Here is a 22,944-nt window from a genome sequence, read left to right as displayed (position 1 = left end):
ACTTCCGCCCGACCTGAACGGCGGCGGTAACTCCGCCAGATCGAACGCCCCAGCGAGGAACGCCCGATGATCCCAACGTCCTTCCCGCCGAAAGAGGAAATCGCCCGTCTGACGGCGCGGATGCTTCTTGAGATCAAGGCGGTGCACTTCAACGCGGCCGAACCGTTCACACTGGCCTCCGGCCTGCCTTCGCCCACCTACATCGACTGCCGCAAGCTGATCTCGTACCCGCGCATCCGGTCAACCCTGATGGACTTCATGGCTGTCACGGTGATGCGCGAAGCGGGCTTCGAGGCCTTCGACAACATCGCGGGCGGCGAAACCGCAGGCATTCCCTTTGCCGCGATGGTCGCGGAACGGCTTGCGCTGCCCATGACCTATGTCCGCAAGAAGCCCAAGGGCTACGGCCGCAACGCCCGGATCGAAGGCGCGATGCGCGAAGGAGAGCGGGTGCTTCTGGTCGAAGACCTGACAACGGACGGCGGTTCGAAACTGTCCTTCGTGGACGCGATCCGCGACACGGGCGCAAGCTGTGCCCACACTGCGGTGATCTTCTACTACGGCATCTTCCCGGAAACGGTCAAAACGCTGTCAGATCATGGTGTGGCGCTTCACTACCTGTGCACGTGGTGGGACGTTCTGGCGGAAGCGCGCGATTCGGGTGCATTCGACGCCGAGACTCTCGCCGAGGTAGAAGCGTTCCTTACCGATCCGCGCCCCTGGCAGGAAGCCCGGAAGAAGTCTTGATCGGACGCTCGGCGGACAAGGCAAGTTAGCGCGTCGGCCGCCCCAGATGTTGACAGGTTGCGAAACCTGCCCGCAACATGCGGGATCGAGTGTTATCCACAGCCTCATCCACAAGATTATACAGTTTGCGCGGCCCGCGCGGATGGCGCATAGCGCTTGGCGATGACGGGGGACAGAATGAACGACGTGGCGAAGATTCGGGAAGTTGACCAGTCGCCCGAACCGGAAACGCTTCCACACAACATCGAGGCCGAGCAGCAGCTTCTCGGTGCGATCCTTACCAACAACGACATATACGACCGGATCGCATCGCTGGTGAAGGCAGAGCATTTCTTCGAGCCGGTTCACCGACGGATCTTCGAGATCGCGGTGGCACGGATCCAGAAGAACGCGCTTGCCTCGCCGGTCACCCTCAAGGGGTTTCTTGAGGATGACGAGGGGCTGAAGGCGTTGGGCGGGCCGGCGTATCTGGCGCGGCTCGCCGGCGCCGCCATTTCCGCATTCGCGGCGCGCGACTACGCGCAGATGATCTATGAACTTGCGGTGCGGCGCGAACTGATCCGGCTTGGCCAGGACATCTCGGACCGCGCCCGCACGATTGAGGTCGAAAACGACCCCAAGGACCAGATCACCGAGGCCGAGCAGCGCCTTTATACGCTGGCAGAGCAGGGCACAGCCGAACGCGGCTTCGTCTCCTTCCTGAAGGCCACGACCGAAGCCGTGCAATCGGCGCTCGCCGCCTATCAGCGCGAGGGCTCTCTGTCGGGCATCTCGACCGGACTGGTCGATCTGGACAAGAAGTTGGGGGGCCTGCACCCATCCGACCTTCTGATCCTTGCCGGCCGCCCGTCGATGGGCAAGACCTCGCTTGCGACGAACATCGCCTTCAACGTCGCCAAGGCCTACCGCAAGGGTCAGCGGCATGACGGCAGCGAGGGCGCGGTCGAGGGCGGCGTCGTCGGCTTCTTCTCGCTTGAAATGTCGGCCGAACAGCTCGCAGCGCGGATCCTGTCCGAGGCGTCCGAAGTCCCCTCGGAACAGATCCGCCGCGGCGACATGAGCGAGGCCGAATTCCGCCGCTTCGTCGAAGCTGCCAAGGCGCTGGAGGCCTGTCCGCTTTACATCGACGACACGCCCGCGCTGCCCATCAGCCAGGTGACGGCGCGCTGCCGCAGGCTCAAGCGCACCCATGGGCTGGATGTAGTTTTCGTCGACTACCTACAGCTTCTGCGCGGCACCGGGCGGGGCGACAACCGGGTGCAGGAAATCGCCGAAATCTCCATGGGTCTCAAGGCCTTGGCAAAGGAACTTAGCATTCCTGTCATCGCTCTCTCGCAGCTGTCGCGTCAGGTCGAAAGCCGTGACGACAAGCGCCCGCAGCTTTCGGACCTGCGTGAATCCGGCTCGATCGAGCAGGACGCGGACGTCGTGATGTTCGTGTTCCGCGAGGAATACTACAAGGAGCGCGAGAAGCCCGGCGATCACGATCTTGAAGCCATGGCGAAATGGCAAGAGATCATGGAGCAGGTCCATGGAAAGGCCGAGGTCATCATCGGCAAGCAGCGCCACGGTCCGATCGGCACGGTCGAACTCAGCTTCGAAGGCCGCTTCACCCGCTTCGGCAACCTTGCCAAGGCGTGGCAGGGCGACGGCGGGTTCTGATCCATCGCATTTGTGACTGGACAGGCGTCCCCGTAGGCGCAACGCTTGGTCATGCGACCTTGCGCCCTTCTTGCTGCCGCGCTCATTGCCATCACCCTTGGCGGGACGCCCTCCAAGGCCGAACAGGTCGACCTCGAACTGCTGCTTCTGGTCGATGTGTCCCGCTCGATGTCGTCGGATGAGCTGAAAATCCAGCGCGAGGGCTATGCCCGCGCCTTGACCAGCGATTCCGTCGCTGCGGCTCTGGGCCGGACGCTTACGGGGCGCATCGCGCTGGCCTATGTGGAGTGGGCGGGGGAAAACCGCCACACCGTTCTGCACGACTGGACCCGGATCGACGGGCGCGCGGATCTGGAACGCTTTGCGGCGACACTTCTGCAAAGCCGCAGCATCACCCAAAGCCGCACATCCATAACCTCGGCGCTGCGGTTCGGTGCCTTCATGCTGGACACGAACGAATTTGACGGGCTCCGGCGCGTGATCGACATTTCTGGCGATGGCCCAAATAACCAGGGCGGCCTTGTCACCGAGGCGCGGGACGAGGCGTTGGCTGAGGGCATCATCATCAACGGGCTGCCGCTGATGACCCGCGACATCTGGGGAGAGCGCTGGCGCCTTGAGGATCTGGACGTGTACTACACCCGATGCGTCATCGGCGGGCCAGGGTCGTTCGTGGTGCCCGTGAGGGAGTGGCGCGACTTCACCGCGGCCGTGACCCGCAAGCTGGTGCTCGAGATCGCGGGCGGACCGACGGAACGGCTTTACGCCGTGCAGGCCGCCGCCCCTTACGACTGCGAGGTCGGGGAAAAGATGTGGCGGCGCAACCGGCCTTTCGATGACCTGCCTTGAGCGCGGCAAAGCGCTTGCCAGCGGCGGGCGCGCCTGCGAAAAGACCGGCCATGACACAGGCATCCCTGACCATCGATCTTGACGCCATCGCAGCCAACTGGGGCGCACTTGCCCGCCTGTCCGGCAGCGCCGAAGCCGGCGCCGTGGTCAAGGCAGACGCCTATGGGCTTGGCGACGAAAAGGTCGCCACCCGCCTTATGGCGGAAGGCGCGTTCAGCTTTTTCGTAGCCGAGACGCAAGAGGGCGTCAGATTGCGGCAGGCGCTTGGCCCCACCCCCGAAATCTATGTCTTCACCGGCCACATGGCAGGCGACGCCGATGCGATAAAAGGGGCAAGGCTGATCCCGCTCCTGAATTCGCCCGAGCAGGTCATACGCCATCGCGCCGCCTTGCCCGACCATCCGTTCGGTGTGCAACTTGATACCGGGATGAATCGGTTAGGCATGGAAGAGGATGACTGGAAGACGCTCGCGCCAGAGCTTCTTCCACACTCGCCCCAGCTTCTTATGTCGCACCTCGCGTGTTCGGATGAGCCGGACCACCCGATGAACGCGCATCAGCTGGCGGTCTTTCACCGGATGACGGACGGCACGGGCGTGCGTCGGTCGCTGTCAGCCACGGGTGGCATCCTTCTGGGCCCCGACTACCATTTCGATCTGACGCGCCCGGGCATCGGCAGCTACGGCGGACAGCCATTTTCCGAGGCACAGCCCGTGGTTCATCTGTCGCTGCCGGTGGTTCAGACGCGAACGGTCGAGGCCGGGGAAACCGTGGGCTACGGCAACAGCTGGACCGCGCCGCGCACGTCACGTGTCGCGACCGTGGCCGCAGGTTATGCGGACGGGCTATTGCGATCGCTGACGGGGCGCGGAAGGCTTTACGCCGGCGACAGGCCCTGCCCGCTTGTCGGGCGGGTTTCGATGGACTTGATGGGCGTCGATGTCACCGACCTGCCCGAAGCGCCCGAAACGCTGGACATCCTGTGCCCGGCGCAGGGCGTCGACGAACTTGCCGACGCGGCCGGAACCATCGGATACGAAATCCTGACCTCGCTCGGCGGCCGTTACGCCCGCCGTTACACCGGTACCGGCGCATGACATTCTTGCTTGCACCCTTCAGAGGGACAGGACGGACCACGCTTGGGGCGCTTGCCGCCATCGGGCGGATCGCGCTCTTTGCCGCATCGGCCATCAGCCACATGCTTCGCCCCCCCTTCTACCCCAAGGAATTTCTGCACGCCTTCATGCAGATCGGCTACTTCAGCCTTCCGGTCGTGGGCATGACCGCGCTTTTCACCGGCGGCGCGCTGGCCCTGCAGATCTATTCCGGCGGCGCGCGGTTCTCGGCGGAAACGGTGGTGCCTTCGATCGTCGCGATCGGCATGGTGCGGGAACTTGGACCTGTTCTGGGCGGACTGATGGTTGCGGCACGCGTAGCCTCCTCCATCGCGGCCGAAATCGGCACCATGAAGGTGACCGAGCAGATCGACGCGCTGGTGACGTTGTCCACGCATCCGATGAAGTATCTTGCGGTGCCGCGCGTGCTGGCGGCGACTCTGGCCGTCCCGATCCTGGTCGGCGTTGGCGACAGCATCGGCATCTTCGGGGGCTACCTGGTGGGGGTGAACCGTCTGGGCTTCAATCCGGCGAACTACCTCAATAACACCCGCGACTTCCTTGAGATCTGGGACGTCGTATCGGGCCTGTGGAAGGGCGCGGCGTTTGGGTTCATCGTCGCCGTGGCGGGTTGCTACTACGGCATGAACTCGGGCCGCGGCGCGCAAGGCGTGGGCCGCGCGACCAAGGCCGCCGTTGTGGCGGCTTCGGTCCTGATCCTTGCCACCAACTACCTGCTGACCGAGGTCTTCTTTTCTGCATGATCACGCTTTCCGGCATCCACAAGGCATTCGGCGCGAACAAGGTCCTTCGTGGGGTGGACCTGACAGTTCCGACCGGGCAGAGCATGGTCATCATCGGCGGGTCAGGGACCGGGAAATCCGTGCTTCTCAAGTGCATCCTGGGCCTTGTTCAACTTGACGGGGGTGCAATCACGGTGGACGGCCAGGACGCCGGCACAGCGGCGCGGGACGCCTTTCTGGCTCGTTTCGGGATGCTGTTCCAGGGCGGCGCGCTGTTCGATTCCTTGCCCGTCTGGCAGAATGTGGCGTTCCGGCTGCTGCGCGGTTCGCTCAAGCGCACCAAGGAAGAGGCACGTGAAATAGCGATCGAAAAGCTGCGCCGCGTCGGGCTGAAGCCCGCAACCGCGGACATGTTCCCGGCCGAGCTGTCGGGCGGCATGCAGAAGCGCGTGGGCCTGGCCCGCGCCATCGCAGCTGAACCCGAGATCATATTCTTCGACGAACCCACGACCGGGCTCGACCCGATCATGGCAGGGGTCATCAACGAGCTGATCCGCGAGATCGTGACCGAGATGGGGGCGACGGCCATGACCATCACCCATGACATGTCCTCGGTCCGCGCCATTGCCGACCGCGTCGCCATGCTGCACGCCGGCGTCATCCAGTGGACCGGCCCGATCGCTGAAATGGACACGACGACGGACCCTTATGTCCAGCAATTCATCCATGGCCGCGCCGAAGGCCCCATCGAAGCCGTTCGCTGAGGCCGATGATGCTGCGATATCTGAACCTTGCACTTCTGGTCCTGTTCCCGGTCGCATGGTTCGCGCCGATGATGCGGGCGGGGCTTCTGCCCTTCTTTTCGCTTGATGAGATTTCGGTCATGACGGGCCTTCAGGCAATCTGGGAAAAGGACATACCGCTGGCTCTTCTGGTGACTTTCCTGGCGCTTTTCGCGCCCTACACCAAGGTTCTGGGACTGGCGCTGGTTCAGTTCGAACTGGCCTCGCCCCGGATTGTTCCCGTGCTGCACGCCCTGGGCCGCCTGGCCATGGCAGACGTTTTCCTGATTGCCATCTACATCGTGGTCGCCAAGGGTGTGGGCGTCGGGCGACTTGAAACCGCCTGGGGTCTGTATCTATTCACCGGCTGCGTCATCGGCAGCTTCCTGATCGCCAAGGCGGACGGCAACCGCTAGGCGCCTAACGACGCTTGTCAGTCAACGCGCCTTGCGGCAGGAAGTGGCATGGCCAAGGATCAATCTCGCTTTGTCTGCAGCGCCTGTGGCGCGGTGCACCGAAAATGGGCGGGCCGCTGCGACGCCTGCGGCGCCTGGAACTCGATCGCGGAAGAGACACCCCTGTCCGCTGGGCCCGGCGCACGCGCGCTTGGCGCCGCGCGCGGCCGGACGGTCGATCTGACGACCCTGGCCGCCAAGGAACCGCCGCTGCCGCGCCGCGAAAGCGGGGTGGTGGAATTCGACCGGGTTCTGGGCGGCGGGCTGGTGCCTGCGTCAGCCATCCTCGTGGGTGGCGACCCCGGAATCGGCAAGTCGACCTTGTTGCTTCAGGCAACGGCGAGCTTTTCGCAAAACGGTCTGAAAACGCTTTACATATCCGGGGAAGAGGCAAGCGCGCAGGTGCGGATGCGCGCCCAGAGGCTTGGCTTGGCGCAAGCGCCGGTGAGGCTTGGCGCCGAAACCAACCTTCGCGACATCCTGACCACGCTTGATGCCGAGCGGCCCGACCTTGCGATCATCGATTCGGTTCAGACCATGTGGCTGGACACGGTTGAAAGCGCGCCCGGCTCTGTCGCGCAGGTACGGGCTGCGGCACACGAGCTTGTCACCTTCGCCAAAACCCGTGGAACGGCCGTCATCCTGGTCGGCCACGTTACCAAAGAGGGCCAGATCGCGGGTCCACGTGTGGTCGAACACATGGTCGACACGGTGCTTTACTTCGAAGGCGAGCGTGGCCACCAGTTCCGCATCCTTCGCGCCGTCAAGAACCGCTTTGGCCCGGCCGACGAAATCGGCGTGTTCGAAATGACCGGCTCCGGCCTCGCGGAGGTCGCGAATCCCTCGGCGCTTTTCCTGTCTGAACGCGGCGAGCCCGCCCCCGGCTCAGCCGTCTTCGCGGGAATCGAGGGCACGCGCCCGGTCCTGACCGAGGTTCAGGCCCTGGTCGCGCCATCCCCGCTTGGCACGCCGCGCCGCACCGTCGTCGGGGTGGATTCGGGCCGGCTTTCCACGATCCTTGCGGTGCTTGAGGCCCGCTGCGGCATCCCGTTTGCGGGGCTTGATGTGTTCCTGAACGTCGCGGGCGGCATGCGCATCTCGGAACCCGCGGCGGATCTGGCCATCGCGGCCGCTCTGCTTTCCGCGCGCGAGGACGTCGCATTGCCCCCCGACATGGTGGTTTTCGGGGAAATCAGCTTGTCAGGGGCGCTCAGACCCGTCTCTCAGACGGAAAACAGGTTGAAAGAGGCGCAAAAACTTGGTTTCTCAACGGCAGTCGCCCCGGAAAAGTCAAAATCCGAGGTCAACAATAGCGGGATGAGGGTGCGAAAGATGCCCGATCTCGTGACCTTTGTCGGCGAGTTGTTCGGCGCGGGTTAGGACAGGAGAACGAGCATGGAAGGCTTCACCATCGTAGACGCCGGGGTCGGTGTCATCATTCTGCTGTCGGCGGTACTTGCCTACAGCCGCGGTTTCGTGCGCGAAGCGCTGGCGATAGGCGGCTGGGTGGCTGCGGCGATCGCAGCCTTCATCTTCGCGCCCCAGGCGCAACCGCTGGTCCAGCAGATCCCCGTCCTTGACCGGTTTCTGGGCGATAGCTGCGAATTGTCGATGATCGCCTCGTTTGCGGTCGTTCTTGCCTTGACCCTTGTCGTCGCCTCGATCTTCATCCCGCTTTTCGCCTCGGCCGTTCAACGTTCCGCGATCGGCGGCATTGATCAGGCACTGGGGTTCCTATTCGGCGCGCTCAGGGGGATCATTCTGATCGCGGTCGCCTTCCTGGTCTATGAGCGCGCGCTGGCGGGATCCGCGATCCCGGTTGTTGAAAACTCCCGTTCGGCTCAGGTTTTCAAGGACTTCGAGGCGCGTCTTGACGAACAGATGCCGACCGATGCTCCGGGATGGGTCGTCCAGAAGTACGAGGAACTGGTCCAAAGCTGCCCCGCCGCCGAGGCGCCCGCGACCACACCCGAGGCCGACACAGGCACCGATACCGGCGCCAAAACAGTGACGCCGCCGTCGAATGACGGGTGAGAGTTTCAAGAAATTCAGGTCGGAGGGCGTGACAGCGCCCTTGCGCCGCACTAAATGAGGGGCCGTTCGGAACTCGGAATTGGAGTCCTTCCCGATGAGCCGCTTCTTTGCCCACCCCTTCGATGACGACAAGCTCAAGGAGGAGTGCGGCGTTTTTGGCGTGATCGGCGTGCCCGACGCGGCGAACTTCGTCGCGCTTGGCCTGCACGCGCTTCAACACCGCGGACAGGAAGCCGGCGGCATCGTCGCCTATGACGAGGCGGAGGGTTTCAACAACGCCCGCCGCTTCGGCTACATCCGCGACAACTTCACCAAGGCCGACGTGATGGAGATGCTGCCGGGCAGTCTGGCCATCGGACACGTCCGCTACTCCACCGCAGGCTCCAAGGGAAACACCGCAATCCGCGATGTGCAGCCGTTCTTCGGCGAGTTTTCGATGGGCGGCGCCGCGATCGCGCACAACGGGAACCTGACGAATGCCGCCGCCTTGCGGCGCGACCTGATCGAACGGGGCGCCATCTTCCAATCGTCGTCTGACAGCGAGTGCATCATCCATCTGATGGCGCATTCAATCCACAAGTCGCTGGCCGAACGCATCAAGGACGCGCTGCGCGCGGTTGAGGGTGCGTTTTCGGTCATCGCGATGACCCGCACCAAGCTTATCGGAGTGCGTGACCCCCTAGGCGTGCGCCCGCTTGTGCTGGGGCGTCTGGGTGAGGATGGATTCGTTCTTGCCTCAGAGACCTGCGCGCTGGACATCATTGGCGCCGAGTTCGTTCGGGAGATCGAACCGGGCGAGATGGTGGTGATCTCGAAGGGCAAGGTCGACAGTTCCCGCCCGTTCCATCCGGCGAAGTCTCGATTCTGCATCTTCGAGCATGTCTATTTCTCGCGGCCAGATTCGATTCACGGCGGACGCTCAGTCTACGAGACACGCCGCCAGATCGGTGTGGAACTGGCCCGAGAAAGCCCGGTTGAGGCCGACCTGGTCTGCCCCGTGCCGGATTCGGGTACTCCGGCCGCCATTGGCTTCAGCCAGGAGTCGGGTATCCCCTACGCAATGGGGATCGTGCGCAACCAGTACATGGGCCGGACCTTCATCGAGCCGACAGAGCAGATCCGCAACATGGGCGTGCGCCTGAAGCTGAACGTCAACCGCGCGCTTATCAAGGGCAAGCGGGTCATCCTGGTGGACGACTCCGTTGTGCGCGGCACCACCAGCCGCAAGATCAAGGACATGATCCTGGATGCCGGCGCGGCCGAGGTGCACTTCCGCATCGCCTCGCCCCCCACCGCCTGGCCCTGCTTTTACGGCGTCGACACGCCCGACCGCGAAAAGCTTTTGGCCGCGACGATGAGCGAGGACGAGATGCGCGACTGGATCGGCGTCGACAGCCTGAAGTTCATCTCTCTCGACGGGCTCTATCGTGCGGTCGGCGAAGCAAAGGGGCGCGATGCGAAATGTCCGCAGTATTGCGATGCCTGCTTCTCTGGCGAGTATCCGATCGCCCCTTCGGATCAGATCGCCAGGGGTTTTGAGATGAAGGCGGCAGAGTGAGCGGGCGGCCCGTTCGCTACCGTCCCCATCATTTCCTTTGCTCGCTCGGGTTCGAGGGCAAGGGCTATTCCGACGCCTTCACCGCCAACATGACGGCGATCATCATGGGCCGCCTGCGGGCGGACGGTGGAGACGCGACCCTGATAGAAGTCACGGGGGCGGCGGATGACATCTGCGCCCCCTGCCCCAAGCGGCGCGGCAACCTTTGCACGAGCCAGGACAAGATCAAGGTTCTGGATCGCGCACACGCCGCCGCACTGGCGCTTTCGCCGCGCGAACGGTTGACCTGGGGAGAGGCGAAGGCCCGCATCCGGCAGAATGTCCCACCCGGCAGCCTGAAGACACTGTGCCAAGGCTGCGAGTGGGAACCCTATGGAATGTGCGAAAGGGCGTTGCAGCGCCTTCACGACGGCAGCTGAAACGCACTTCGGCCAGAAACGAAAACGCCGCCCATCGGGCGGCGTTTGTCGTTTGGGGTTGACGCCCGGGATCAGGCGTTCTTGCCCTTAAGCGCGGCCCAGCCACCGGTCACGATCAGCGCGGCCATCACTGCCTTGATCGCATCGCCAATCAGGAACGGCGCCATGTAGTATTGCCAGATCGAGCTGAAGCTGTCTGCGGCCCACTTGGACGCGTCAAGTCCGAAGACGCTGTCGGCCAGCATCGCCCAGGCCACGCCGGGAACGTAGAGCAGGGCCGAGGCGAGGATCGCCACCAGCGCGGTCGGAACCAGGCCCTTGACACCGCGGTCGGTCGCAAGGCCTGCAATCCACGCCATGCCGACGAAGCCCACCAGGAAGCCTGCGGTCGGGCCGAAGAAGGCCGCGCCGTTCATGCCCTGAGCGAAGACCGGCAGGCCCATCGCGCCTTCGGCAAGGTAGGCGACCAGCGTCGCCGCGCCCATGCGCGCGCCAAAGGTAAGGCCCACGATCAGCACGGCCAGCGTCTGAAGTGTCATGGGCACAGGGAACCCGACGGAAACCTGCGCGGCCACGGCGATGAACAGCGATCCGCCCAGAACCATAAGCACACGGGTGAGCAGCGACTGCGACGGCACGAGGGCCTTGGAGAGGGTCATTGCGGCATCCTTCCTGAAGATGATTTGGCGGGCAATTTCGCTGCACCGCCGCGTCGTGTCAATCAATTCTGTTGCACCCGCCCGGCCGGAATGTCAAAGGGGCGCACATGACCGATATCGCATCAGACCCCGCCACCGCACGCGTGGCCCTTGTGACCGGCGCCTCGCGCGGGCTTGGCTTCGCGCTTGCTGCGGCCCTCGCCCACGCTGGCTGGCATGTCATCGCTGTCGCCCGCACCGTGGGCGGGCTGGAAGAACTTGACGATCGAATCCAGGCCGCGGGCGGACAGGCGACGCTTGCGCCGATGGATGTCACCGACGACAAGGCGATGACGCACCTGGCGCAGTCCATCGCGGGTCGCTGGGGCGGCCTGGGGCTTTGGGTCCACGCAGCGATCCATGCCGCGCCGCTTGCGCCCGCCGGAAGCCTTGATCTCAAGGACCTGGACAAGTCTCTGGCCACAAACGTCCGCGCAACCGCCGGCCTGATCCCGCTGATCGAGCCTCTGCTGCGGGTTCAAGGCGGAACGGCACTGTTTCTTGACGACCCGCGCAGCGGCGAAAAGTTCTTTGGCGCCTACGGTGCGACCAAGGCGGCCCAGATCGCGCTGGCCCAAAGCTGGCAGGCCGAGACCGCGCGCGTCGGCCCCCGCGTCCTGATCGAAACGCCCCAGCCCATGGCCACCGCGACCCGCGCGCGTTTCTTCCCCGGCGAGGATCGCACGCCCTTGGCCGACATCCACGGTGAGGCCGCGCGACTGCTGGCGAAGCTCTGACCCGGTATCGGCGCAGGAAAAGGCGCAGTTCGACCCCCTGTTGATGCGCGCCGGGCACGTCCGGAACTGGCGCTGGCGCCTTCGGGCATCGCGCCTTTACCTGCCCGCGGCTTCCGTCTAAGCAGGGAAAAACACCGGGGCGGACATGCGCATTCTCATCACCAACGACGACGGCATCAACGCGCCGGGCCTTGAGGTCCTGCACGAAATCGCGACCGAAATCGCGGGTCAGTCCGGCGAAGTGTGGACCGTCGCGCCCGCATTCGAACAGTCGGGCGTCGGGCACTGCATTTCCTACACGCATCCGATGATGATCGCGAAGCTCGGCCCGCGAAGATACGCCGCCGAAGGCAGCCCGGCCGACTGCGTGCTGGCGGGCATCTACGATGTGTTTCAGGGCGGACGCCCCGACCTGGTCCTTTCTGGCGTCAACCGCGGCAACAACGCGGGCGAAAACGTGCTGTATTCCGGCACCGTCGGCGGCGCGATGGAGGCGGCGCTGCAAGGCGTTCCCGCGATCGCGCTTTCGCAGTTCATGGGCCCGGCCACGAACGAACTGGACGACCCGTTCGAGGCGGCGCGCGCCCACGGCGTTAAGGTGGTGCGCGACCTGCTGGAAAAGGGGCACTGGGATCCGCACGACTACCGTGTCTTCTACAACGTGAACTTCCCACCCGTGGGCGCGGCTGCGGTCAAGGGCACGCGCGTCGCGGCCCAGGGCTATCGGCGCGAAACCTTCTTCGGGGTCGAGCCCCACATTTCGCCGTCGGGTCGCAAGTTCCTTTGGATCACGGGCGGGCCGCAGCATGAACCAACCGCGCCCGGCACTGATGTGGCGGTCAACCTCGAGGGCTATATCGCGGTCACGCCGATGCGGGCGGACCTGACCGCCCACGACCGTTTGCAGGATCTGGAGGCACGGCTGGCATGACCGAACTGGCCGAGCGGAAGATGCGCTTTCTCTACGCTCTCCGCTCAAAAGGCGTCACCGATCCTCGGGTGCTTTCGGCGATGGAGCGGATAGACCGCGGCCATTTCGTGAAGGGCCTGTTCGCGGAACGCGCCTATGAAGACACGCCCTTGCCGATCGCGTGCGGGCAGACGATCAGCCAGCCTTCGGTCGTCGGCCTGATGACCCAGGCGCTGGACGTTGGCCCAAGGGACAAGGTGCTGGAGATAGGCACCGGCTCTGGATACCAGGCCGCGATTCTGTCGCAGCTTGCCCGCCGCGTCTACACGGTCGAACGTCACAGACGCCTGGTCCGCGAGGCGCAAGAGGTCTTCGACTCGCTTGCTTTCACCAATATCACGGCCCTTTCCGCGGACGGCAGCCGCGGCCTGCCCGAACAGGCGCCATTTGACCGGATAATCGTGACCGCAGCGGCCGAAGACCCGCCAGGGCCCCTATTGGCTCAGTTGCGCGAAGGCGGTATCATGGTTCTGCCGGTAGGCCAGTCGGACGCGGTACAAAGCCTGATCAAGGTGACCCGAACAGCGGCCGGCTACGATTACGAGGAACTTCGCCCCGTGCGTTTCGTACCGCTGGTCGAAGGACTGGGGCAGGATTGAGCCCCGGCAAGAACACAAAGGCCCGGAGAACAGGGCCCGTGCGATGAGGAGCGAGCGATGACGAATTCCCGGAAAAGCCGGTTTCCATCCGTGGCCCTTTTGGGCATTTCCGCCCTGTCTCTGGCAGCCTGCAATGGCTTCGATCCGGATCTCAGGCGCTATGGCGGTGGCGGGTTTTCCACCACCACGGCCGCCTCGCAGGCTGCGCAGGCCAGGCCAAGCACGGATTCGCGTGGTGTCATAACCTACCCGAACTACCAGGTCGCGATAGCGCAGGACGGCGACAGCGTTGCCAACGTCGCCACGCGCGTCGGCGTCAACGCCGAGGAACTGGCGCGTTTCAATGCCGTTCCGATGGGAACGCAGTTGCGGCGCGGCGAGGTGCTGGTGCTGCCAACCCGTGTGGCTGCCGGGCCCGTCGGCACGCCCGGCGTTCCGGTTACGGCTGCCCCCGGCGATGGAATCGATGTGACCGCCATAGCGTCCTCGGCCATAGACCGTGCGCAGAGCGGCGGCACGACGCAGGCCCAGCCAGTCGCCGCCAAACCTGCCAGCGCCCCCGTCGGCGAACCGATCCGCCACCGGGTGCAGCGCGGTGAAACCGCCTATTCGATCGCAAGGCTTTACAACGTCAACGTCAAGGCCATGGCGGACTGGAACGGGCTGGGTGCAGATCTGGCCGTTCGCGAAGGTCAGTACCTCCTGATCCCCGTTGCCGCGACAGGCTCGCTTGGCGATCCCGTCACGCAGCCCGGCCAGGGGTCGCCGACCCCCGTACCGCCCTCGGCCTCCACGCCTTTGCCGGACGAAAAGACCACACCGAGCGCGACTCCGGTGGCGACTCCGCCCTCGCCCGAGATGAGTGCGGAACGCACTTCGGCCTCGCGCCTGGGGATGCCGGTAGAAGGCAAGATCATCCGCGCCTACCAGAAGAAGAAGAATGATGGCATCGACATCGGCGCCGCCGCTGGCACGACCGTCAAGTCCGCGGGCGATGGCACCGTCGCCGCAATCACCAAGGACACGGACCAGGTTCCGATCCTCGTGATACGACACGACGGAAACCTTCTGACGGTCTACGCCAACATCGACGGGATCAAGGTCGCCAAGGGTGACAAGGTCAAGCGTGGTCAGCCCATTGCCGTCGTGCGCGCTTCCGATCCTGCATTCCTGCACTTCGAAGTTCGCCAAGGCCTCGACAGCACGGACCCCGTACCGTTCCTTAAATGAGTTCGGCAGGCAGCCCGCGTGATCGCGGGCTGCCGATCGCCACGCATCAGAGCTTGACGCCGCGGCGCCCCGCCAGGTCGGTGAAATACTGCCATGCGACACGGCCCGAGCGCGAGCCTCGCGTCGCCTGCCACTCGATCGCTTCGGCCCGCAGGAGATCCTGCCCGATCTCGATCCCGTAGGCGTCGCAATATCCCCGGATCATGTCCAGGAATTCGTCCTGGCTGCAGGGATGGAAGCCCAACCAGAGGCCGAAGCGGTCAGAAAGCGACACCTTTTCCTCGACCGCTTCGGATGGGTTGATCGCACTGGATCGTTCGTTCTCGATCATGTCGCGCGGCATCAGGTGGCGCCGGTTCGACGTGGCGTAAAAGATCACGTTTTCGGGTCGCCCCTCGATCCCACCGTCCAGAACCGCCTTCAGCGCCTTGTAGTGCTGGTCGTCGTGCGAAAACGAAAGGTCGTCACAGAACAGAAGGAAACGATGATCCCGCGCGGCGCGCAGATGCGCCAGCAGTCGCCCGATGGTGGGCAGATCTTCGCGGCTCAGTTCCACGATCTTCAGGCCCAGGCCCTGGCGCAGGACCTCTGCATGAACCGCCTTCACCAGGGACGACTTTCCCATGCCGCGCGCGCCCCAGAGCAGCGCGTTGTTGGCCGGAAACCCCCTGGCGAACTGAAGCGTGTTTTCAAGAAGGGTGTTGCGAGCCCGATCCACCGCCACCAGCAAGGCCAGGTCAACCCGCGCCACCTCGGGCACCGGGTCCAGCCTGTCCGGCGCGGTGTGCCAGACGAAGGCATCGGCCGCGGTCCAGTCTGGCGCCTGCGCTGGCGCCGGGGCCATCCGCTCAAGCGCGGCGGCGATGCGGCGCAACTCCTCTTCGTTCACGCTTCTTCCTCGTCCTCTTCCCAGGTGCCGTCGGCCCTTGCCTGAGCTTCACGCTCTCGCTCGAAGCGGGTGATCAGGAAGATCGACATCTCGTACAGGGGATAGACCGCGCAGAACAGGATGACCTGCGAAAACACATCCGGCGGGGTTACGACGGCGGCGACAGCAAGGATCGCGACCACCGCGTATTTTCGCGTTGCCTTCAGGCCCTGGGACGAAATCAGGCCTGCCTTGCCCATCAGCGTCAGCAGAACCGGCAACTGGAAACAAAGGCCGAACGCCATCACGAAGGTCATGGTCAGCGACAGATAGGCTTCCATCGACCCCAGGAAGGATATCCCGGCGGGCGGCGACGACAAGGAACCGCCTTCCTTGATCGCGTCGGCAAAGACGTCCTGGAAGCCCAGGAAGAAGCTGAAAGCGAAGGGCAGGATGATGTAGTAGGCGAACGCTCCACCAATCAGGAACATCACCGGAGAGGCGACGAGGAACGGCAGGAAAGCCGCCTTTTCCGAGCGGTACAGCCCCGGCGCCACGAAACGCCACATCTGGTATGCGATGATCGGAAAGGCCAGCGCGAAGCCGCCCCAAAGCGCGATCTTGATGGCGACGAAGAAGCCTTCCTGCATCTTCACCAGGATCAGCTGGCATTCCTGTCCGCGCTCGGTCAGCACCACGCACATCGGTCGGGCAAGGAACTTGAAGACATACTGCCAGACCATGTAGCCGATGACGAAACAGACCGCGAAGGCAGAGATCGAATACAGGATACGTGTGCGCAACTCGCGCAGGTGCTCGATCAGCGGCGCTGCGGAATCGTCGATATGGTCCGTCTTGGTCATGCCTCGTCGGCCTTCTTCTTGCGCGGGGCGCGGGGTTTGGGCGCGGGTTTGTCGGCAGTGTCCGCGGCGGCAGCCTTGGGCTTGGCAGCGGCCTTTGGTTTCGCCGCCGCCTTGGACTTGGCCTCGGCGTCAGGTGCGGCAGTCGCGCCGCCCTCGTCGATTGCCTTGAGCTTGGCGCTGGTTTCCGCGATGACGGCCTTGCGGGCCGCCTGCTTTTCCGCGAGCGCCTGTGTCGCCGGTCCAAGCGGGGGCTTTTGCGTGACCGCGGCCGGTCCGGCCGTGTCGGGCGCGACTTCGGGCGTGGGATTATCAGGCTTGGCGGCGGGCTTGGCCGGCTTCGACTGCTTCAGCGGATCCCATTTTTCAAAGCGATCGGCCGCACCCTTCACCGCATCCAGCCCAAGCGCCTTGGGCGAGGTCGCGGACTTCAGGTCCTTGGCCACATCATTGACGCCCGACTCTTTTGCAGCCTGATCCATGGCGCGCTGGAACTCCCGTCCCATTGCGCGGATCTTGCCCGTGAACCGCCCGAGCTGGCGGAACATTTCCGGGAGGTCCTGAGGCCCTATGACGATCAGCGCCACCACCCCAATGACCAGAAGCTCGGTCCAGCCCATGTTGAACATCTGCGGCCCCCGTCAGTTCGAAATTCAGGCCTTGTCTTTTTCTTCCGGGGTCACGTCCTTGGCCGTGTCGGACGCTTCCTTTTCCAGTTCGGCGGTGCTGTCCTTCACGCCCTTCTTGAACGCGGTAATGCCCTTGCCGACCTCGCCCATGAGAGAGCTGATCTTGCCGCGCCCGAAGAGCACCAGCACAACGATCGCGATGATGATTAGCTGCCAAGGACCCATCTGCATCTCAAGTACCTCCAAAATGCGCCGCCCACGGGGCGGCCTTGCCGGCGGGTTGCCGACGTTCCGAAGCGCATCAAAGACTGAAAGCGCACTGCGCGCCATCTCTCCTACTGCCCGGGCGACGCGGCAACTGACAGGATTCTGTCGGTAAGTCTTGCCAATCCCCCACGTTTTCGGGCAGGATCTGGACGCGCAGGCGCGGTTCCGCCTGACACGACGCCATCATAGACTCATTCGGCACAGACCGCCACCGACCCGCCATGCCCCGTCCCGACCGCCTGCTCGATCTGATCCGCATCCTGCGCGACGGCAAGCTGCATCGCGCGGTCGACCTTGCGGAAAAGACCGGCGTTTCGGTACGCACGATCTGGCGCGACATGGGGCGCCTTCAGGCGGGCGGCGTACCCATCGAAGGGGAAAGAGGGATTGGCTACATGCTGCGCGATCCCGTCGCGCTGCCCCCCGTCGCGTTGTCGCGAGACGAATTCGAGGCACTGAGGTTGGGCCTAGGTCTTGTCGCATCGGGCGCGGACCAAACCGCCGCGCGCGCGGCGGTAAGCCTGCGCGCCAAGATCGCGGCCGTGGCGCCCACGATCCTGGCCGAAGCGGGCAGCGACAGCTTCGTCTTTTCCAGCGCCGAGGCCGCCCGCGCGGCCCCCCATCTGGGCCTGATACGGCGTGCGATCCGCGAACACCTGACGCTTTCGCTGTCCTACCGCGACGAAACGGGCACAGAGACGCAGCGTCGGATCCGTCCCCTGCAGCTTGAGTTCTGGGGCAAGGTCTGGACCTTGCTGGCCTGGTGCGAGCTGCGCGCCGATTTCCGCTTCTTCCGCGTTGACATGATCATCGCGCTGGTGCCCGACGGCGGGGCGTTCATGCCAGAGCCGGGACGCACGGTCGAGGACTACCTGGCTCGACTCGCCGAGCCCTGACGTGTACCTGTCAGGCCTTGGGAAAGACGAAGCAGCGGTCGCGGCGCAGCATCAACCACATCGGCGTGCCCGGTTTCGGCAGAAATACGGCGGGCACGGAGGCCTTCAGGATCTGACCGTCGTGGCACAGCCGGAATTCCACCAGGCTCTCGCGGCCCATGAAGCGTGCGCGCGCGACCTCGGCCCGTGCCGCGGTTCCGTCGACCGCGGTCGGCAGGGGTCCCTTTCCCGCCCGATCGAAGTCGATCTTTAGATGCTGCGGGCGGATGACGATCTCGACCTCGGTGCCGTCGGGAAGGCCGGGCGTCAGGAATTCACCAAACGGGGTCTGGGTCAGCGCGCCCTGCACCCTGCCCTCTAGTATGTTGATGTCCGAAAAGAACGCCGCCGCCGCCCGGTCCACGGGCGCGTTGTACAGGTTGTATGGCGCACCGTGCTGTACGATCGCGCCCGAGCGCATCAGCGCGATCTCATCGGCCATGCGCATGGCTTCGTGCGGCTCGTGCGTGACCAACAGGACCGCTGACCCTTCCTCTTTCAGAAGCGCAAGCGTGTCGTCTCGGATCCCGTCGCGAAGCCGCTCGTCAAGTCCGGAAAACGGCTCATCCATCAGCAGGATGCGAGGGCGCGGCGCCAGAGCGCGGGCAAGTGCCACGCGCTGCTGTTCACCGCCCGAAAGCTCGTGGGGATACTTGGGGCCGAACCCGGACAACGCCACCCGCTCCAGCAGTTCATCAACGCGGGCCATGCGCGCCGCATCCGAACGCGGCAGCCCGAAGGCGATGTTCTCGGCGACGCTGAGATGGGGAAACAGCGCGAAATCCTGAAACATCAAGCCGATGGACCGGCGTTCGGGCGGAACGCGGAAGACCGTGTCGCAGACCAGGTTGCCGTCGACGAAGATGCGGCCCGCGTCCTGCATGTCGACGCCCGCGATCATCCGCAGGGTCGTGGACTTGCCGCAGCCAGAGGGGCCAAGCAGGCAGGTCACCTGCCCAGCTTCGATGGAAAGCGAAACGTCATTGACCACCGTACGCCCATCATAGACGCGGATCAGGTTCTGCACCTGCAATCTCGGCGGTGTTGCGGTCACGTCTTCCCCTTTGCCCGAGCGAAATCGTCGGGTTTCATTCCGATAGCAGGCTGCAGAAGCGGTCGCAAGCGCTACCGGGGCCTGCGACGCCCGACCGCACGGGCATCGCAGGCGGGCGATCTCACATCGTCAGGTTAACCGCGCCGCCGTCCAGCAGGATGTTCTGGCCGACGATGAAACCCGCATGGACAGAGCACAGGAAGGCACACATCGCGCCGAACTCTTCGCTTGTGCCATAGCGGCCTGCGGGAATGGTTGCCGACCTGCGGGCGATCGCCTCTTCCATCGTGACGCCCTCGGCTCTCATCACGCCCTTGTCCAGCGAAACCGCACGGTCGGTCGCGTGAATGCCGGGCAGCAAGTTGTTGATCGTGACGCCGTGGCGCGCGACCTGGCGCGAGGTTCCCGCGACGTAGCCTGTCAGACCGGCGCGCGCGCTGTTCGAAAGCCCAAGCGCCGGGATTGGCGATCTGACCGCCTGGGACGTGATGTTGACCACGCGCCCCCACCGCCGGTCAATCATGCCGGGCAGCGTTGCCTTCATCAGAGCGATAGGGGCCAGCATATTGGCGTCGAGCGCCCGGATGAAATCGTCGCGGTCCCACTCGGACCAAGTTCCGGGCGGCGGGCCGCCCGCGTTGTTGACCAGGATGTCGATGTCGCCCGATGCCTCAAGCAGGGCGCGCTGGCCGGCTTCGGTGGATACATCCGCCGCCACGGTCGTTACCGCGACACCAAAGCGCGACCGAATGTCTTCCGCAGCGGCGTCAAGCGCCTCGCCGCCGCGGGCGTTCATCACAAGCTCCACGCCCGCGGCCGCCAGCGCTTCGGCGCAGCCGCGCCCAAGCCCCTTGGACGAGGCGCAGACAAGCGCGCGCTTTCCGCGAATCCCAAGATCCATCATCATCTCCTTTTCGCTTCGGGACGGAGCATAGCGAAACGGGGCGCCTGGGCCATAGCCCTTGCTGTCCAAACTTGTCATGCCGCTTGGCGCGCGCTAAGCCACCGCGATGACCGATCCCGAACCCCCGCCCGCGCAGTTCGCGCATGTCTATCCCGCGACCGCTTTCAGGGTTGTGCTGGGGGCCAATCAGGGCGACCCGATCGGGGCAGCGGACAATTGCGAACTCGGCGACGTCTATCGCCTTGCCCCGGAGTCGCAATCGTCGCGGCTGGCCCTTCGCCTGTCCGATAGCCCGGCCGCACCGCAGGTCGTTGGCCCCGGCACGCGGATCGGCACCGAAGGCGACACAGTAACCTTGCTGTCGCTTCTGACACTGGTGGCTGCAAACGGGGACAGGGTCGAGGTCCTGATCCTTCGCCATGACCCGTCGGATGAGATATTGGCGCTGCCGCTCTCGCCCCTTTCCCCCCGCGCCGACCATACGCTTGTCTCCGCCGCGCCACCGCCGCCGGGGCTTCGCATTGCCGAAACCGTCTGCGTTGCCTTCGCGCGTGGAACGCTCATTTCCTTGCCCGAGGCGGCTCCGTTACCGATCGAGCAGCTTGCCCCCGGCGACCGCGTCCTGACACGAGACCACGGCGCGCAGGTGCTGCGCTGGACCGGCAAGGCGACCTTTCCCGCGCAGGGCGGGTTCGCCCCTGTGGTGATCGCAGCCGGCGCCATGGGCAATCTTGGCGACCTTGCCGTCAGCCCGCACCACCGCCTTTTCCTCTACGCAAGCGGTGTAACCCCGACTGCCGACCTGCTGGTTCAAGCCAAGCACCTGGTCGACGGCGACCGCATCACGCGGCGCGAGGGTGGCTTCGTCGACTACTACAGCCTTGTGTTCGACCGGCACGAAATCATCTACGCCGAAGGGATCCCATCGGAAAGTCTCAACGTGACCCAATCGGTAATGCCCATGCTGCCGACCGAGCTTTCGGACGAATTGCGCGCACGCTTTCCCGGCCTTGACCAGCACGCGCATGCGGCGATCGAGATTGCGCAGGACGCCGTGCCTTCCGTCGCGGCGCACCTGCGCGACAGAGGGCGCTGATCTGCGCGAAGCGGGCGCATTGCGCGCGGCCCCCGCGCGCGCTAAAGGGCGCCCATGCTGGAGACACCGATGAACCGCCCTGCCCTGCCGACCGAAATCGCCCGCCGCCGCACCTTTGCGATCATCTCGCACCCCGATGCGGGCAAGACCACGCTGACCGAAAAGTTCCTGCTGTTCGGCGGCGCGATCCAGATGGCCGGACAGGTCCGTGCCAAGGGCGAGGCGCGTCGGACGCGATCGGACTTCATGAAGCTGGAACAGGACCGCGGCATCTCGGTGTCAGCCTCGGCCATGTCCTTCGATTTCGACAAGTACCGGTTCAACCTTGTCGATACGCCCGGCCACAGCGACTTTTCCGAGGACACCTATCGCACGCTGACCGCCGTCGATGCGGCGATCATGGTGATCGACGGCGCGAAGGGCGTTGAAAGCCAGACCCGCAAGCTGTTCGAGGTCTGCCGCCTGCGCGATCTTCCGATCCTGACCTTTTGCAACAAGATGGACCGCGAAAGCCGCGACACGTTCGAGATCATCGACGAGATCCAGGAAAACCTGGCCATCGACGTGGCGCCGGCAAGCTGGCCGATCGGCATGGGACGCGACTTCATCGGCGCCTACGACCTGCTGCACGACCGGCTTGAGATCATGGACCGCGCCGACCGCAACAAGGTCGCGGAGTCCATCGCGATCACCGGTCTGGACGACCCGAAACTGGCCGAGCACGTCCCTGCCGAACAACTCGCGAAACTGCGCGACGAACTTGAGATGGCGCGCGAACTGCTGCCCGCCTTCGATCGCCAAGCGTTCCTTGAGGGGCACATGACGCCGATATGGTTCGGATCTGCCATCAACTCGTTCGGGGTCAAGGAACTGATGCGCGGGATCGGCGACTATGGCCCTGAACCCCAGCCGCAGAAGGCCGCCGAGCGCGAGATCCTGCCAGAAGAATCCAAGGTCACGGGCTTCGTCTTCAAGGTGCAGGCCAACATGGACCCCAAGCATCGCGACCGCGTGGCCTTCGTCCGGCTCGCCTCTGGCCATTTCGCGCGCGGCATGAAGCTTCTGCATGTGCGGTCGAAGAAACCAATGGCGGTGTCGAACCCGGTCCTGTTCCTGGCCGCCGACCGCGAACTGGCCGAGGAAGCCTGGGCGGGCGACATCATCGGCATACCGAACCATGGCCAGCTTCGCATCGGCGATGCGCTGACCGAGGGCGAGGCGCTGCGCTTCACCGGGATCCCGTCGTTCGCGCCGGAGCTGCTTCAAACCGTTCGCGCGGGCGACCCGATGAAGGCCAAGCACCTGGAAAAGGCGCTGATGCAGTTTGCCGAGGAAGGCGCCGCCAAGGTCTTCAAGCCGGCGATCGGTTCAGGCTTCATCGTCGGCGTGGTCGGCGCCCTTCAGTTCGACGTTCTGGCAAGCCGGATCGAGATCGAATACTCCCTGCCTGTCCGCTTCGAGTCGTCGCAATTCACATCTGCCCGCTGGGTCACGGGGCCCAAGGCTGACGTGGAAAAGTTCGTAAATGCGAACAAAGGCCATATCGCCAACGACCATGACGGCGACATCGTGTACTTGACGCGGCTACAATGGGACATTGACCGGATCATTCGCGACCATCCCTCGTTGAAACTGTCGGCCACCAAGGAAATGATGGTTTGACGAAAGCGAGCGCGCACTGGCGAATCGTGGCAATAGCGCCGAGCCGTCACCACGAAATCGCCAGAGTCGCG

25 protein-coding genes are annotated in these 22,944 nt (G+C 64.6%); 18 read left to right on the top strand and 7 right to left on the bottom strand.

The window, feature by feature from the left end; translation table 11 throughout:
- The first annotated feature begins 66 nt into the window (after positions 1-66).
- From OEW28_RS14450 to OEW28_RS14400, 11 genes are all read left to right on the top strand, one after another.
- Entirely contained in the window at positions 67-747 is a 681-nt protein-coding gene (locus OEW28_RS14450) for an orotate phosphoribosyltransferase (RefSeq protein WP_263735507.1), read from the top strand.
- A gap of 177 nt (positions 748-924) precedes the next feature.
- The gene (locus OEW28_RS14445) at positions 925-2,409 is read left to right on the top strand and encodes a replicative DNA helicase (protein WP_263735506.1); all 1,485 of its coding nucleotides are present in this window, start codon (positions 925-927) and stop codon (positions 2,407-2,409) included.
- A gap of 51 nt (positions 2,410-2,460) precedes the next feature.
- Positions 2,461-3,258 carry a DUF1194 domain-containing protein gene (locus OEW28_RS14440; protein ID WP_263735505.1) on the top strand — a complete coding sequence of 266 codons (798 nt, stop codon included), beginning with the start codon at positions 2,461-2,463 and terminating at the stop codon, positions 3,256-3,258.
- Positions 3,259-3,308: 50 nt separating this feature from the next.
- A complete protein-coding gene (alr, locus tag OEW28_RS14435; protein ID WP_263735504.1) occupies positions 3,309-4,355 on the top strand; it encodes an alanine racemase in 1,047 nt (348 codons plus the stop codon).
- Positions 4,352-5,137: an MlaE family ABC transporter permease gene (locus OEW28_RS14430; RefSeq protein ID WP_263735503.1), complete on the top strand. Its 786-nt coding sequence runs from the start codon at positions 4,352-4,354 to the stop codon at positions 5,135-5,137. The genes alr and OEW28_RS14430 overlap by 4 nt, the downstream gene beginning before the upstream one ends.
- A complete protein-coding gene (locus OEW28_RS14425; RefSeq protein ID WP_263735502.1) occupies positions 5,134-5,880 on the top strand; it encodes an ABC transporter ATP-binding protein in 747 nt (248 codons plus the stop codon). The genes OEW28_RS14430 and OEW28_RS14425 overlap by 4 nt, the downstream gene beginning before the upstream one ends.
- A gap of 8 nt (positions 5,881-5,888) precedes the next feature.
- Positions 5,889-6,314: a paraquat-inducible protein A gene (locus OEW28_RS14420; protein WP_263735501.1), complete on the top strand. Its 426-nt coding sequence runs from the start codon at positions 5,889-5,891 to the stop codon at positions 6,312-6,314.
- Positions 6,315-6,362: 48 nt separating this feature from the next.
- Positions 6,363-7,733, top strand: a complete 1,371-nt coding sequence (gene radA / locus OEW28_RS14415) for a DNA repair protein RadA (RefSeq protein ID WP_263735500.1) — start codon at positions 6,363-6,365, stop codon at positions 7,731-7,733.
- 15 nt (positions 7,734-7,748) lie between these two features.
- On the top strand, positions 7,749-8,387 hold the full coding sequence (locus OEW28_RS14410) for a CvpA family protein (protein ID WP_263735499.1): 639 nt from the start codon (positions 7,749-7,751) through the stop codon (positions 8,385-8,387).
- Between the two features lie 94 nt (positions 8,388-8,481).
- On the top strand, positions 8,482-9,945 hold the full coding sequence (gene purF, locus OEW28_RS14405) for an amidophosphoribosyltransferase (RefSeq protein WP_263735498.1): 1,464 nt from the start codon (positions 8,482-8,484) through the stop codon (positions 9,943-9,945).
- On the top strand, positions 9,942-10,364 hold the full coding sequence (locus OEW28_RS14400) for a DUF1284 domain-containing protein (RefSeq protein ID WP_263735497.1): 423 nt from the start codon (positions 9,942-9,944) through the stop codon (positions 10,362-10,364). Before purF ends, OEW28_RS14400 begins: the two co-directional genes overlap by 4 nt.
- 71 nt (positions 10,365-10,435) lie before the next feature.
- Here OEW28_RS14400 and OEW28_RS14395 read toward each other — a convergent pair whose 3' ends face one another.
- Entirely contained in the window at positions 10,436-11,023 is a 588-nt protein-coding gene (locus OEW28_RS14395) for a biotin transporter BioY (RefSeq protein WP_263735496.1), read from the bottom strand.
- Between the two features lie 107 nt (positions 11,024-11,130).
- Between OEW28_RS14395 and OEW28_RS14390 the strand changes: the two genes are divergently transcribed.
- From OEW28_RS14390 to OEW28_RS14375, 4 genes are all read left to right on the top strand, one after another.
- Positions 11,131-11,799, top strand: coding sequence for an SDR family NAD(P)-dependent oxidoreductase (locus tag OEW28_RS14390; RefSeq protein WP_263735495.1), 669 nt, complete (start codon positions 11,131-11,133; stop codon positions 11,797-11,799).
- Positions 11,800-11,944: 145 nt separating this feature from the next.
- Positions 11,945-12,730 (top strand): 5'/3'-nucleotidase SurE, encoded by a 786-nt coding sequence (surE, locus tag OEW28_RS14385; RefSeq protein ID WP_263735494.1) that lies wholly within the window; start codon positions 11,945-11,947, stop codon positions 12,728-12,730.
- Entirely contained in the window at positions 12,727-13,368 is a 642-nt protein-coding gene (locus OEW28_RS14380; RefSeq protein ID WP_263735493.1) for a protein-L-isoaspartate(D-aspartate) O-methyltransferase, read from the top strand. The genes surE and OEW28_RS14380 overlap by 4 nt, the downstream gene beginning before the upstream one ends.
- Positions 13,369-13,425: 57 nt before the next feature.
- Positions 13,426-14,598, top strand: coding sequence for a peptidoglycan DD-metalloendopeptidase family protein (locus OEW28_RS14375; protein ID WP_263735492.1), 1,173 nt, complete (start codon positions 13,426-13,428; stop codon positions 14,596-14,598).
- A gap of 46 nt (positions 14,599-14,644) precedes the next feature.
- Here OEW28_RS14375 and OEW28_RS14370 read toward each other — a convergent pair whose 3' ends face one another.
- Genes OEW28_RS14370 through tatA form a run of 4 tightly spaced genes read right to left on the bottom strand, consistent with a single transcriptional unit; the run spans position 14,645 to position 17,186 of the window.
- On the bottom strand, positions 14,645-15,442 hold the full coding sequence (locus OEW28_RS14370) for an ATP-binding protein (RefSeq protein WP_412174808.1): 798 nt from the start codon (positions 15,440-15,442) through the stop codon (positions 14,645-14,647).
- A gap of 41 nt (positions 15,443-15,483) precedes the next feature.
- Positions 15,484-16,329, bottom strand: a complete 846-nt coding sequence (gene tatC / locus OEW28_RS14365; RefSeq protein WP_263735490.1) for a twin-arginine translocase subunit TatC — start codon at positions 16,327-16,329, stop codon at positions 15,484-15,486.
- Positions 16,326-16,955: a Sec-independent protein translocase protein TatB gene (tatB, locus tag OEW28_RS14360; protein ID WP_263735489.1), complete on the bottom strand. Its 630-nt coding sequence runs from the start codon at positions 16,953-16,955 to the stop codon at positions 16,326-16,328. The genes tatC and tatB overlap by 4 nt, the downstream gene beginning before the upstream one ends.
- Positions 16,956-16,979: 24 nt before the next feature.
- A complete protein-coding gene (gene tatA / locus OEW28_RS14355) occupies positions 16,980-17,186 on the bottom strand; it encodes a twin-arginine translocase TatA/TatE family subunit (protein ID WP_263735768.1) in 207 nt (68 codons plus the stop codon).
- 257 nt (positions 17,187-17,443) lie between these two features.
- Here tatA and OEW28_RS14350 point away from each other — a divergent pair, with 257 nt between their 5' ends.
- Positions 17,444-18,118, top strand: a complete 675-nt coding sequence (locus OEW28_RS14350; RefSeq protein WP_263735488.1) for a helix-turn-helix transcriptional regulator — start codon at positions 17,444-17,446, stop codon at positions 18,116-18,118.
- Positions 18,119-18,128: 10 nt separating this feature from the next.
- Here OEW28_RS14350 and OEW28_RS14345 read toward each other — a convergent pair whose 3' ends face one another.
- Both OEW28_RS14345 and OEW28_RS14340 read right to left on the bottom strand, forming a co-directional pair.
- The gene (locus OEW28_RS14345) at positions 18,129-19,211 is read right to left on the bottom strand and encodes an ABC transporter ATP-binding protein (RefSeq protein WP_263735487.1); all 1,083 of its coding nucleotides are present in this window, start codon (positions 19,209-19,211) and stop codon (positions 18,129-18,131) included.
- 121 nt (positions 19,212-19,332) lie between these two features.
- Entirely contained in the window at positions 19,333-20,112 is a 780-nt protein-coding gene (locus OEW28_RS14340; RefSeq protein ID WP_263735486.1) for an SDR family oxidoreductase, read from the bottom strand.
- Positions 20,113-20,221: 109 nt separating this feature from the next.
- Here OEW28_RS14340 and OEW28_RS14335 point away from each other — a divergent pair, with 109 nt between their 5' ends.
- Both OEW28_RS14335 and OEW28_RS14330 read left to right on the top strand, forming a co-directional pair.
- Complete coding sequence (locus OEW28_RS14335) at positions 20,222-21,211, top strand: Hint domain-containing protein (protein WP_263735485.1); 990 nt, start codon at positions 20,222-20,224, stop codon at positions 21,209-21,211.
- 54 nt (positions 21,212-21,265) lie between these two features.
- Complete coding sequence (locus OEW28_RS14330) at positions 21,266-22,873, top strand: peptide chain release factor 3 (protein WP_263735484.1); 1,608 nt, start codon at positions 21,266-21,268, stop codon at positions 22,871-22,873.
- Positions 22,874-22,944: the final 71 nt, after the last annotated feature.

The organism is Albidovulum marisflavi (assembly GCF_025751435.1).
Taxonomy (GTDB): Bacteria; Pseudomonadota; Alphaproteobacteria; order Rhodobacterales; family Rhodobacteraceae; genus Albidovulum; species Albidovulum marisflavi.
The sequence above is the reverse complement of the archived record's forward strand: the minus strand, read 5'-3'. Positions and strand labels throughout refer to the sequence as shown.